Source organism: Dietzia sp. DQ11-44, from assembly GCF_014145205.1.
Classification (GTDB): Bacteria; Actinomycetota; Actinomycetes; order Mycobacteriales; family Mycobacteriaceae; genus Dietzia; species Dietzia natronolimnaea.
Map to the genome: position 1 here is coordinate 1 of NZ_JAALEC010000058.1, position 12270 is coordinate 12270.

Consider the following 12270-nt stretch of genomic DNA (forward strand, 5'->3'; position numbering starts at 1 on the left):
GCCCGCTCCAGCCCCAGCAGGTCGACGCCGCGTTCCCCCTCCCCGACGACGCCCCCGTGCCGTCGGCGTGAGCGCGCGGGTGCCGGGGTGGTGCGGATGACCGAGCGGGGAGGGGAGCTCCGCGGGCGGGATCCCGCCGACCGGTCGGTGGCGCTCGGGATGCTCGCCGGGGTCCTGGCGTACACGCTCTGGGGCTTCTTCCCCGCGTTCTTCCCGCTGCTCGAGCCCGCCGGTGCGGTCGAGATCGTGGGCCACCGCATCGTGTGGTCGCTGGTGATCATGGCGCTGGTGCTCACCGTCATGCGACGGTGGCGGGAGCTGTGGGCGCTCGACCGCCTCTCGTGGGCGCGGATCGCCGGCGCCGCCGCGTTCATCACCGTGAACTGGGGTGTGTACGTCCACACGGTCAACTCCGAGCGGGTCACCGAGGCGGCCCTGGGATACACGATCAACCCCCTGGTGAGCGTGCTCCTGGGAGTCCTGGTCTTCCGCGAACGGCTGAACCGCCCCCAGGTGTTCGCGGTGGCCCTCGCCGCCGTCGCGGTGGGGGTTCTCACCGTGGGGTACGGACACTTCCCGTACCTCTCGGTGCTCCTGGCGTCGAGTTTCGGCCTCTACGGGGTCTTCAAGAAGAAGCTCCGGGTGGACCCGGTGGTGGGGATGACCGGCGAGGTGCTGCTCATCGCGCCGCTCGCGCTCGCCGTTCTGGTGTGGCTGGGTGTGACCGGCGCGGGCACGTTCACCGGACACGGGGTGGGGCACGCGGCGTTGCTCGCCACCTCGGGCCTGGTGACCGTGGTGCCGTTGCTGTTGTTCGCGGTGGCCGCCCAGCGGATACCCCTGGCCACCGTCGGCATGCTGCAGTACATCATCCCGGTCCTGCAGATGGCCTGGGGGATCCTGGTGGTCGGGGAGCGACTGGACGCGGTCCAGTGGACCGGCTTCGCGTTGATCTGGGTGGCCGTGATCGCGTTCACGCTGGCCGGACGGTCACGCCGCCCGACGCATGCTGGCGTTTCGGGTCGTGTCGGATAACCGACCTACACTGGGCCGGACAAGCCGTAGGAGGAATGCTGCGTGGGCGGATCCCAGTTCGTGCATCTGCACAATCACACCGAGTTCTCGATGCTCGACGGGATGGCGCAGATCAACCCGATGTTCGCCGAGGCCTCCAGGCTCGGGATGCCCGCGGTGGGCATGACCGACCACGGCAACATGTACGGGTCCTCGGACTTCTACAAGCAGGCCGTCAAGACCGGCATCAAGCCCATCATCGGTATCGAGGCGTACGTCGCACCCGAGTCGAGGTTCAACAAGAAGCGCGTGCTGTGGGGCGAGAAGCACCAGAAGGGTGACGACGTCGCGGGTTCGGGCGCCTACACCCACATGACCATGGTCGCCGAGAACGCCACCGGCCTGCGCAACCTGTTCCTGCTGTCCTCGCTGGCCTCCTACGAGGGACAGCTGGGCAAGTGGGCCCGGATGGACGCCGAGATCCTGGCCGAGCACTCCGAGGGGATCATCGCCACATCGGGTTGTCCCTCCGGCGAGATCCAGACCCGCCTGCGCCTGGGCCATCACAAGGAGGCCTACGAGGCGGCCGAGAAGTGGCAGTCGATCTTCGGGAAGGACAACTTCTTCCTGGAGCTCATGGACCACGGGATCGACATCGAGCGGCGGGTCCGCGAGGACCTGCTCAAGCTCGGCAAGGACCTGGGCATGCCGCCGTTGGTGACCAACGACTGCCACTACGTCACCCGCGAGCAGTCCCACGCGCACGAGGCGATGCTGTGCGTACAGACGGGCAAGACCCTCGCCGACGAGAACCGCTTCAAGTTCGACGGCGACGGGTACTTCCTCAAGTCCGCGGCGGAGATGCGCGCCCAGTGGGACACCGAGGTCCCCGGTGGGTGCGACAACACGCTGTGGATCGCCGAACGCGTCCAGCCGTACGACGAGATCTGGGCGCCGAAGGACCGGATGCCCAAGTTCCCCGTGCCCGAGGGCGAGACGGAGGACACCTGGCTCGCCCGAGAGGTCCACAAGGGCCTGGAGTGGCGGTTCCCCGCGGGGGTTCCGCAGGAGTACCTGGACCGCGCGGAGTTCGAGCTCGAGGTGATCAAGGGCAAGGGGTACCCCGGGTACTTCCTCGTGGTCGGTGACCTCATCGAGTACGCCCGCTCCATCGGGATCAAGGTCGGCCCGGGCCGAGGGTCCGCGGCGGGTGCGCTGGTGGCGTACGCGCTCAAGATCACCAATATCGACCCGATCGAGCACGGCCTGCTGTTCGAGCGGTTCCTCAACCCGGAGCGCCCGTCCGCCCCGGATATCGATATCGACTTCGACGACCGTCGCCGCGGCGAGATGATCCGCTACGCCAGCGACAAGTGGGGCGCCGACAAGATCGCCCAGGTCATCACGTTCGGCACCATCAAGACCAAAGCCGCCATCAAGGACGCCGCGCGCGTGAACTTCGGCCAGCCCGGGTACGCGATCGCCGACCGGATCACCAAGGCCCTGCCACCGGCGATCATGGCCAAGGACATCCCGCTGTCGGGCATCACCGACCCCAAGCACGAGCGGTACGGCGAGGCCTCGGAGGTCCGTCAGCTCATCGAGACCGACCCGGACGTCAAGCGGATCTACGACACGGCCCGCGGACTCGAGGGCATGGTCCGGCAGGCGGGTGTCCACGCGTGCGCGGTGATCATGTCCTCCGAGCCGCTGCTCGACGTGATCCCCATGTGGAAGCGGGCGCAGGACGGCGCCCTGATCACCGGGTGGGACTACCCCTCGTGTGAGGACATCGGCCTGCTCAAGATGGACTTCCTGGGCCTGCGCAACCTCACCGTGATCGGGGACTGCCTGGAGAACATCAAGTCCAACCGCGGCGAGGAGATCGACCTCGACACGCTCAGCACCGATGACCAGGCGACCTACGACCTGCTGGCCAGCGGTGACACCCTCGGCGTGTTCCAGCTGGACTCCGGTGGCATGCGTGAGCTGCTCAAGCGCATGAAGCCCACCGGCTTCAACGACATCGTGGCCGCCCTCGCGCTGTACCGACCCGGCCCCATGGGGATGGGGACGCACTGGAACTACGCCGACCGCAAGAACGGCAAGCAGGAACTGGTGCCGATCCACCCGGAGCTGGAGGAGCCGCTCCGGGTGATCCTCGGCGAGACCCACGGTCTGATCGTGTACCAGGAGCAGATCATGGCCATCTCCCGCGAGCTCGCGGGATACACCGCCGGTGAGGCCGACGGCTTCCGCAAGGCCATGGGCAAGAAGAAGGCCGAGGTCCTGGCCGCCGAGTACGAGAAGTTCTCGGGCGGGATGTTCGAGCGCGGCTTCTCCAAGGAGGCCGTGGACGCCCTGTGGGGGACCATCGAGCCCTTCGCCTCGTACGCGTTCAACAAGTCCCATGCGGCGGGGTACGGGCTGGTGTCCTTCTGGACCGGCTACCTCAAGGCCAACTATCCGGCGGAGTACATGGCCGCCCTGCTCACCTCCGTGGGTGACGACAAGGACAAGGCCGCGCTGTACCTGTCCAACTGCCGGCAGATGGGGATCCGGGTCCTGCCTCCGTCCGTCAACGAGTCGCTCACCAATTTCGCCTCGGTGGGCACGGACATCCGGTTCGGTATGGGTGCGGTCCGCAACGTCGGTTCGCACGTCGTGGACTCCGTCGTGGCCGCCCGCACGGAGAAGGGGGCCTTCACGGACTTCTCCGACTACCTGGCCAAGATCGACCAGACCGCGTGCACCAAGAAGGTCACGGAATCGCTGATCAAGGCCGGTGCGTTCGACTCCCTGGGGCATCCGCGCAAGGGTCTGTTCCTGGTGCACGCCGACGCGGTCGAGTCGGTGATGTCCACCAAGAAGGCCGAGGCGGTGGGCCAGTTCGACCTGTTCGGCGGGGGGGACGCCGACGAGTCGGGAGGCGCCTCCGCCTTCAGCGACGTCTTCGCGGTCCGCGTCCCCGACGAGGAATGGGAGATCAAGCAGAAGCTGGCGCTCGAGCGGGAGATGCTCGGTCTGTACGTCTCGGGCCACCCTCTCGACGGGCTGGAGTCCGCGCTCGCCGCCAAGACCGACACGTCGATCGCCACCATCCACGAGGGCGAACTCGCGCACGGCACCGCGGTGACCATCGGCGGGATCATCTCCGGCGTGGATCGGCGGGTCAACAAGAACGGCGAACCGTGGGCGATCGTGACCATCGAGGACTTCAACGGCAGCGTCGAGGTGCTCTTCTTCCCCAAGACGTACCGCCTCGCCGCCCTCGACATCGCCGAGGACGCGGTCGTCCTGGTCAAGGCGCGCATCAACATCCGTGAGGACCGGGTGTCGGTGTTCGGTGACACCCTCGAGGTGCCGGACCTGGTCGTGGGCGGCAACGGCGCCCCGCTGGCGCTGACCCTGCCCACCCGGATGTGCACCATCGAGACCGTTACCGCCCTCAAACAGGTGCTCGGCCGACACCCCGGACCCTCCGACGTCCACCTGCGGCTGGTCAACGGGAACTCCTCGACGGTGTTGCGACTGGACGACCATCTGCGGGTGGAGACGTCCTCCTCGCTCATGGGGGATCTCAAGGCGCTGCTCGGGCCGGGTTGTCTCACCGGATGACCAGTTGGCGGTGACGGACCGCACGGTGGGACACTGGTCGTCGTGACCGTCACCGACTCCGCCGCGACCCAGGTAGTGACCCCAGACGACATCGACATCGCCGCCCGCCGCATCGGCGACGTGATCCTCGCGAGCGAACTGCACCAGAGCGAGCGGTTGAGCGAGCAGACCGGCGCGACCATCCTGCTCAAGCGCGAGGACCAGCAGGCGGTGCGGTCGTACAAGATCCGGGGCGCGTACAACCTGATGTCGCAGTTGACCGGTGACGAGCGCAGCGCGGGCGTGGTGACGGCGAGCGCCGGCAACCACGCCCAGGGCGTCGCGTTCGCCTGCCGGAGCCTCGGGATCAATGGCCGCATCTACGTCCCCACCAACACCCCCAAGCAGAAGCGGGATCGGATCCTCGCCCACGGTCGCAACTGGGTGGAGCTGGTGGTCACCGGCGTCAACTTCGACGCCGCCCAGACCGCGGCCCGCGCCGACGCCGAGCGGACCGGTGCGACGATGGTCCCGCCGTTCGACCACCCGGACACCATGGCCGGTCAGGGAACCATCGCGGCGGAGATCCTGGCGCAGCTCGACCGGGTCCCCGATGCGGTGGTGGTGCCGGTCGGCGGCGGCGGTCTGGTGGGCGGGCTCGCCACCTACCTGGCGGAGTACGCGCCCGACTGCAAGATCATCGCGGTGGAACCCGCGGGAGCGCCCTCTCTGACCCGGGCTCTCGAGGCGGGCGAGCCCGTCACCCTCGACACCGTGGACACTTTCGTCGACGGTGCGTCGGTGGCACGGCTCGGGGATTTCCCGTTCGGGGTGATCTCGTCGATGACCGAGCGGATCCAGGTCCTCACCGTGGACGAGGGTGCGGTGTGTACGGCGATGCTGGAGCTGTACCAGAACGAGGGGATCATCTCCGAGCCCGCCGGCGCGCTGGCGGTCACCGCACTCGAGCAGCTCGAGATCGACGAGGGCGCGACGGTCGTCTGCATCATCTCGGGCGGTAACAACGACGTCTCGCGGTACAGCGAGATCATTGAACGCTCGTTGGTGCACCAGGGGCTGAAGCACTACTTCCTGGTCAAGTTCCCCCAGGAGCCCGGCCAACTGCGTCGATTCCTCGACGAGGTGCTGGGTCCGGAGGACGACATCACGCAGTTCGAGTACCTCAAGCGCAACAACCGCGAGTACGGGGCCGCCCTCGTGGGTATCGAACTCGGCTCCGCCACGGGCCTGCACTCCCTGCTCGAGCGGATGGAGGCCTCCCGGATCGACTGTGAGCGGCTCGAGCCCGGCACCGCGGCGTACGAGTACCTGACCTGAGGCCCGTCTACCCGGTGTCCGGGCGGGTGCGCACCACCGCGAACCCGAACGCCTGACAGAAGACCGAGTCCTCGTCGACCACCGCCCCCGAGGCCAGCACCGCCTCGCCGGCCACCGGGACCCTGCTCGGCTCGGTTCCCAGGTTCACCACCAGGGCGAGCGATCCGCGGTGGACGATCAGCCAGCGGCCGTCGTCGGCCTCGACCCCGCACCGCACGCGGACCGACCCGAGCCACGGATCGGTCAGCTCGGGCTCGGCCCGCCGGAGGGCGATGAGTGCGCGGTACCCCCGGAGGATCTCGGCGTGCTGGTCCCGGGTCTGCTCGGACCGGTCCAGCACCGACCGCCGGAACGTCTCCGGGTCCTGGGGGTCGGCCACCGTGGCCGGGTCCCATCCCATCTCGGCGAACTCGCGGGTCCGGCCCCGGCGCACGGCGTCGGCGAGCTCGGGCTCGGGGTGCGAGGTGAAGAAGCAGAACGGGGTACGCGCGCCCCATTCCTCGCCCTGGAACAGCATCGGCGTGAAGGGGGAGCACAGGACGATCGCGGCCTTGGCCAGCTGCTGCGCGGGTGAGAGGTTCACGGAGGGCCGGTCACCCGCGGCGCGGTTGCCCACCTGGTCGTGGGTGAGCGTGTACGCCACGAACCGGCTGCCCGGGACCCGTCCGACATCCAGCGGGCGGCCGTGGACCCGCCCCCGGAACGCCGACCACGTCCCGGCGTGGAGGAACGCCCCGGTGAGGACCTGCCGGAGTGACTCGAGTGACCCGAAGTCCGAGTAGTAGCCCTGGCGTTCACCGGAGACCGCGGCGTGGACCGCGTGGTGCACGTCGTCGTCCCACTGTCCGGTGAGGCCCAGTCCGCCGCCCTCTCTCGCGGTGACCAACCGGGGGTCGTTCTGGTCCGACTCCGCGATCAGCGACAACGGTCGCCCGAGGTGGGCGGAGAGGGACTCGACCTCCACCGCCAGCTGCTCGAGCAGGTGCACGGCCGAGGCGTCGTGCAGGGCGTGGACCGCGTCCAGGCGCAGGGCGTCCACGTGGAACTCGTCGAACCAGCGCAGGGCGTTGTCGATGATGTACCGGCGCACCTCGCCCGAGTGGCGGCCGTCGAGGTTGAGCCCCGATCCCCACGGCCCGTCGGCGGCGGACAGGTACGGGCCGAACTCGGGCAGGTAGTTCCCCGACGGCCCGAGGTGGTTGTAGACCACGTCAAGACACACTCCCAGTCCGCGGGCGTGGCAGGCGTCCACGAACTGCTGGAACGCGTCCGGTCCTCCGTACGGCTCGTGCACGGCGAACCACGCCACCCCGTCGTAACCCCAGCCGTACTCGCCGTTGAACGCGTTGACGGGCATCACCTCGACCATGTCCACGCCCAGCTCCACCAGGTCGTCGAGGTACTCGATCGCGCTGGTCAGGGTGCCACCGGGGGAGAAGGTTCCCACGTGCATCTCATACAGGAGTGACCCGGCCAGTTGCCGACCCGTCCAGGCCGAGTCGGTCCAGCGCGTCGCGTCCACCCGGTGCACCCGCGAGAGCCCGTGCACGCCGTCGGGCTGACGCGCCGACCGCGGGTCGGGACGCGCGTCGCTCACCTCGCCATCGTCGCCCGTCACCACGAACCCGTAGTCCCTGCCCTGCTCGCGGACGACGGTCGAGGCCCACCAGCCGTCGGCGGTGCGGTGCATGGCGATCGGATCGGCGTCGGCGGAGTCCAGGACCAGGCCGACGGCCTCGGCTGTCGGCGCCCAGACGGAGAACGTGTCACTGCTCGGGAAGGTCACACCCCCAGGGTAGGGAAAACCACCGGGGGCGGGGCGGCGATACTGGTCCCATGACCGACCCCGGGACACGTGTGCTCAGGCTGGCCGCCGGCCCGGACGTCACCGGCGAGTACGAGGAGAAGCGCTCGAGGTTCCTCGCCGTGGTGAGGAGGTGCGACGACGAGGAGGCCGCCCGCGACCTGATCGCCGACCTCCGCCGTGCCCATCCGGCCGCGCGCCACCACTGCAGCGCCTTCCTGGTGGACGTGCCGGGGTCGAGCCGGATCGAGCGCTCGAACGACGACGGCGAACCCTCCGGAACCGCCGGCACCCCCATGCTGGAGGTCCTGCGCGGCAGTGGGCTCACCGGGGTGAGCGCGGTGGTCGTGCGGTGGTTCGGCGGCACCCGGTTGGGCACGGGCGGTCTGGTCCGGGCGTACGGTTCCGCGGTGTCGGCCGCCCTCGACCAGGCGTGGCGGACGGGTCGGGTCGTGGAGGTCACGCGGACGCCGGCGTGGCGTGCCGAGGTCGACCACTCGGTGGCGGGAGGCCTCGAGGGAGCAGTCCGCGGGGCGGGTGCGCGGGTGCTCGGCGTGGACCACGGCCGGCGGGTGGTGTTGACCGTCGCCGGGGAGCTCGAGGTGCTGGGGCCGATCCTGGCGACCCGGACCTCCGGTGGGGTCGAGTGGCAACCCGCAGGGGTGGCGACCACCGAGAACGCGGTGCGGTGCCGAGATATGGAATCCTGACGGTATGAGCATGCAGCCCTACCAACCGAACTCGATCGAGGTCCAGAAGCAGCAGGTGCGCAAGGATGCGCGCACCACGGCGATCGCGCTGGGCGTGACCGTGGTGGCGCTGCCGATCGCGTTGTTCGCCAGCTCGTTCTTCACCGTGGTGGCGATCCTCGCCGGGATCGTGGCGATCTACAAAGGCAACCAGGTGCGCCAGGCCATCTCGGGCAAGCCCAAGAATCGCGAACTGTACTGACGGATCCGGATCGACCGTGGGCGTCCCCGGTCAGCCGTGGCGGCGGACCACGTCGGTGAGATCCGCCCGATCGGCCCGGAAGGTGTTGGCGGGGTGCTCGGGGTCGGCGTAGCCGAAGGCGATCCCGCACACGATCAGCCGGTCCTCACCGATCCCGAGGTGCTCGCGGACCCCGTCCGAGTAGAGCGCGAGCGCGGCCTGGGCGCAGGTGGCCACGCCCAGCGAGGACGCCGCCGCGAGGAACGTCGCCACATAGCCACCGCAGTCCACCGCGCCGTAGGTGCCCAGGCCCGCGTCCGAGGTGATCACCGCGACGTGCGGGGCGCCGAAGAACCGGTAGTGTCGCGTTTCTGAAGTTGGTTTAGGGTTCGCTTTCGCGAGGATCTGTTCGGGAGTTTTAGTCCAGACGAACGGGTGTTTGCGGTCGTTCCAGCCCGTGATGAACTGGCGAATCTTGGCATTGAGGTCCTTGACAGATGTAAAGACACCACGGCGGATGGCCTGCCGGTCGATGATCCCGAACCAGACTTCCACGAGGTTGAGCCAGGATCCGGACGTCGGGGTGAAGTGCACGTGGAACCGCGGATGCTGTGCCAGCCACACCTTCACCGCCGGGGTCTTGTGGGTCGCGTAGTTGTCCATCACCAAGTGCAGGTCAACCTCCGGGTAGGCGCGGTCGAGTTGACGCAGGAACGCCAGGAACTCCTGATGGCGATGCTTCGGCTTGACCGCGCCGGTGACGTGCCCGGTCGCAATGTCCAACGCGGCGAACAGAGTCGTGGTGCCGTGCCGCTTGTAATCGTGGGTGTGCCTTTCGATGCTGCCGGTGCGCATCGGCAGCATCGGCGCGGTCCTATCCAGCGCCTGGATCTGACTCTTCTCGTCAACACACAACACGATCGCGTTGTCCGGTGGCGCCAAGTACAACCCCACCACGTCGGTGACCTTCGCGACCAGTTCGGGATCGGTGGAGAACTTGAACGTTCCGGCCCGCCAAGGCTGCACCCCGAACTTGCGCCACGCCCTGGCCACGGTGGCGTTACCGATCTTCAGATGATCCGCCAGCAGGCGTGAGGACCAGTGCGTCACCCCGTACTTCTTCGGCGGAGGAGTCAACGTCGTGGTGATGATCTTCTGGTCATCTATCCGCTTCGGCCGGCCAGAGCGCGACTCGTCGAACAGGCCCGCGATCCCATCCGCCTCATACCTGCCTCGCCACTTCCACACCGTCGTCGGCGTCGTTCGCTCCCGGTCAGCGATCCGAGAGTTCGCCTGACCTTCCGCCGCGAGCAGGATAATCCGCGCCCGCATCGCCAACCCCGATTGGATCGACGTTGACCGCGTCCACGACTCCAACTCCTCGCGGTCACCATCACGAAGAATCAAAGCCGGAGCCGGGTTATTGGGCATGACCCATTCTCCCAAACACCCAAGCATTTAGGAACTAACGACACGCGACAGTAGTTCTCCAGCATCTGCGTGAGCCGTGCCTCCTTGTCCGAGCGCTCGATGCCCAGCGCGGTGTAGAGGCCGTACCCGCTGGCCCGCCGCCGTTCGCCGTACACGCCCTCGTAGCGCTCGGGTGCCGGCAGGTCCGAGCGCATCCCGTTGGCCAACACGTACTCCGTGAGGTGCTTGCCGAACTCGGTTGTCGCGTGCCCGGTCACCAGGTCGACCTGCCACGCCTGCGAGTTGCACCAGGACGCCGTGCGCTGGGCCATCTGCAGGATCCGGTCGATCGTCTCCTCGGGAACGGGGTCGGAGGTGAACCCTCGGCAGCTGTAGCGGTCGTCGAGGATCCGCTCGAGCGTGGCGGCGGCGTCGGTCATGGGCCCTCCAGGAGGTCGTGCGGGACTGTGATGTCAGTCTCGCACGGGGGGCACGCGGCCCCCGGCCGGGGCCCGTCCCGAGCCCCGGCCGGATCCTTCGTGCAACCGGGTGACCGCGGTGGGATCAGTCCGCCGGGTTCCCGGCCACGTCCACGCTCCAGGTGACGCCGAACCGGTCCGTCAGCATCCCGAAGCCGGCGCTCCACGCGGACGCCGCGAGGGGCTCGATGACCGTCGCACCCTCGGCGAGTGCGCTCCAGTACCCCTCCGCCTCACCGAGGGAGCTGACGCTGACGGAGTCGAAGAACGGCTGATCGGTCACCGTCATGCCGTTCTGGCGGGTCGTGAGACCACCGAAGGGCTCGTCGCGTCCGGGGATGTCGTACGCCATGACGCTGAAGCCGCAGTCCGCGGTGACGCGGCCGAAGACCACCTTCCCGGCGTCCGGGGCGTCCTGGGGCATCCCGACCTCGCCATAGGTCGTGATGTGCACCTCGCCGCCGAAGGCGCGCTGGTAGTGCGCGAGCGCCTCCCGTGCGGTGCCGGGCAGGTTGAGATGTGTGGTGGTGGTGACTGACATGGTGACTCCCTCGGGTGGGACCGGATCCGCGGCGATCTGCCGCTCGGCTCCATCGTGTCGGGGCTCGAGGACACGGGGTGTCCTCTTTTCCGGGAGAATGGGACCATGAGCGGAGCTCCCGAGCGGACACTGGCGTTGCTCTCCCTCCTGCAGTCCCCGAGGAGTTGGCGGGGTGAGGAGTTGGCGCAGCGCCTGGAGGTGACGACCCGCACCGTGCGTCGTGACGTGGACCGCCTCCGCGAGTTGGGGTACCGGATCCAGGCGGTGAAGGGGCCCGACGGCGGGTACCGGATGGAGTCGGGGACGGAGTTGCCGCCCCTGAGGTTCGACGACGACCAGGCGGTCGCGATCGCCATCGCCCTGCGACACTCGGCCGCCGCGGGTGTCGAGATGGGTGATGCCGCGCACCGCGCGCTGGCGACGGTACGACAGGTGATGCCCTCACGACTGCGGCACCGGATCGACGGGATCCGGTTCGACAACTCAGCCCACCCCACCGGAGTCGACTCCACCGGCGTCACCCCCGCCGTCGTGGAGGCCGTCAGCGAGGCGGTGCGGAGGAGGATGACCCTGCGCTTCGGCTACCGCGACCCCGATTCACCGTCCCGGCGGACACAACCGCACGGGGTGGTGGCGCGGAACGGACGCTGGTACCTGGTCGCGTGGGACCTGGACAGGGACGACTGGCGCACGTTCCGGCTGGATCGCATGACCCCACGACTACCCACCGGGCCCGCCTTCGAGGCCAGGGGGATCCCGACCGGCACCGCGACGGGATTCCTCGCGAGCCGGTCGAAGGGGTCCGCCCACGACGACGCGTGGCCGTGCGTCGGGGAGGTCGAGATCGACCTCCCCGTGACCGACGTGGCCCGCTGGGTGCACGACGGCGAGGTCGAGGCGCTGTCGGCGGACTCCACCCGGGTGACGCTCGGGTCGTGGTCCTGGGCCGGCGTGATCGCCGCGGTCGTGCGTTTCGACGCCGGGTTCCGCGTCCTCGGCCCCGACGAACTGCTCCGGGCGGCGCGGGAGCTCGAGACCCGGCTGGCCGCCGCGCGGACACCCCGTGACGGTGTCCCGACCGGTTAGCGACGACCGGTCTCGCTATCCTCGCCCTATGGCAGTGCGGGTGGACGCGTGGACGTGGTCGGTGCGGCTGG

The 12270-nt window shown here is 68.8% G+C and carries 10 protein-coding genes; 6 read left to right on the forward strand and 4 right to left on the reverse strand.

Annotated features, from left to right (window positions below; genetic code table 11):
• Nucleotides 1-96: 96 nt before the first annotated feature.
• The 3 genes from rarD to ilvA are packed head-to-tail and all read left to right on the forward strand — an operon-like array spanning nucleotide 97 to nucleotide 5949.
• On the forward strand, nucleotides 97-1035 hold the full coding sequence (rarD, locus tag G6018_RS01745; RefSeq protein WP_182638561.1) for an EamA family transporter RarD: 939 nt from the start codon (nucleotides 97-99) through the stop codon (nucleotides 1033-1035).
• Between the two features lie 42 nt (nucleotides 1036-1077).
• Complete coding sequence (dnaE, locus tag G6018_RS01750; RefSeq protein WP_182610097.1) at nucleotides 1078-4632, forward strand: DNA polymerase III subunit alpha; 3555 nt, start codon at nucleotides 1078-1080, stop codon at nucleotides 4630-4632.
• Between the two features lie 42 nt (nucleotides 4633-4674).
• Nucleotides 4675-5949 (forward strand): threonine ammonia-lyase IlvA, encoded by a 1275-nt coding sequence (gene ilvA, locus G6018_RS01755; protein ID WP_179525083.1) that lies wholly within the window; start codon nucleotides 4675-4677, stop codon nucleotides 5947-5949.
• Nucleotides 5950-5956: 7 nt separating this feature from the next.
• On the opposite strand, the gene treZ is transcribed toward ilvA, so the two are convergent.
• Nucleotides 5957-7735, reverse strand: a complete 1779-nt coding sequence (gene treZ, locus G6018_RS01760) for a malto-oligosyltrehalose trehalohydrolase (protein WP_179525084.1) — start codon at nucleotides 7733-7735, stop codon at nucleotides 5957-5959.
• Between the two features lie 50 nt (nucleotides 7736-7785).
• On the opposite strand from treZ, the gene G6018_RS01765 reads away from it, so the two are divergent.
• Both G6018_RS01765 and G6018_RS01770 read left to right on the forward strand, forming a co-directional pair.
• Nucleotides 7786-8463, forward strand: a complete 678-nt coding sequence (locus G6018_RS01765; RefSeq protein ID WP_182638562.1) for a YigZ family protein — start codon at nucleotides 7786-7788, stop codon at nucleotides 8461-8463.
• Nucleotides 8464-8467: 4 nt separating this feature from the next.
• Nucleotides 8468-8704 carry a hypothetical protein gene (locus tag G6018_RS01770; protein WP_179525086.1) on the forward strand — a complete coding sequence of 79 codons (237 nt, stop codon included), beginning with the start codon at nucleotides 8468-8470 and terminating at the stop codon, nucleotides 8702-8704.
• A 30-nt stretch (nucleotides 8705-8734) separates the two neighbouring features.
• On the opposite strand, the gene G6018_RS01775 is transcribed toward G6018_RS01770, so the two are convergent.
• The 3 genes from G6018_RS01775 to G6018_RS01785 form a co-directional block, all read right to left on the reverse strand.
• Nucleotides 8735-10114, reverse strand: coding sequence for an IS630 family transposase (locus G6018_RS01775; RefSeq protein ID WP_182638563.1), 1380 nt, complete (start codon nucleotides 10112-10114; stop codon nucleotides 8735-8737).
• A complete protein-coding gene (locus tag G6018_RS01780) occupies nucleotides 10087-10533 on the reverse strand; it encodes a nitroreductase family protein (RefSeq protein WP_241731122.1) in 447 nt (148 codons plus the stop codon). Before G6018_RS01780 ends, G6018_RS01775 begins: the two co-directional genes overlap by 28 nt.
• A 124-nt stretch (nucleotides 10534-10657) precedes the next feature.
• Nucleotides 10658-11113: a VOC family protein gene (locus G6018_RS01785; RefSeq protein WP_182609567.1), complete on the reverse strand. Its 456-nt coding sequence runs from the start codon at nucleotides 11111-11113 to the stop codon at nucleotides 10658-10660.
• A 105-nt stretch (nucleotides 11114-11218) separates the two neighbouring features.
• Between G6018_RS01785 and G6018_RS01790 the strand changes: the two genes are divergently transcribed.
• Nucleotides 11219-12199 (forward strand): transcriptional regulator, encoded by a 981-nt coding sequence (locus G6018_RS01790; protein WP_182617947.1) that lies wholly within the window; start codon nucleotides 11219-11221, stop codon nucleotides 12197-12199.
• Nucleotides 12200-12270: the final 71 nt, after the last annotated feature.

Coding starts and splice junctions, on each gene's coding strand:
- G6018_RS01770 (WP_179525086.1), top strand. CDS start 8,468: ATGAGCATGCAGCCCTACCAACCGAACTCGATCGAGGTCCAGAAGCAG.
- G6018_RS01785 (WP_182609567.1), bottom strand. CDS start 11,113: ATGTCAGTCACCACCACCACACATCTCAACCTGCCCGGCACCGCACGG.
- G6018_RS01765 (WP_182638562.1), top strand. CDS start 7,786: ATGACCGACCCCGGGACACGTGTGCTCAGGCTGGCCGCCGGCCCGGAC.
- rarD (WP_182638561.1), top strand. CDS start 97: ATGACCGAGCGGGGAGGGGAGCTCCGCGGGCGGGATCCCGCCGACCGG.
- G6018_RS01790 (WP_182617947.1), top strand. CDS start 11,219: ATGAGCGGAGCTCCCGAGCGGACACTGGCGTTGCTCTCCCTCCTGCAG.
- G6018_RS01780 (WP_241731122.1), bottom strand. CDS start 10,533: ATGACCGACGCCGCCGCCACGCTCGAGCGGATCCTCGACGACCGCTAC.
- G6018_RS01775 (WP_182638563.1), bottom strand. CDS start 10,114: ATGCCCAATAACCCGGCTCCGGCTTTGATTCTTCGTGATGGTGACCGC.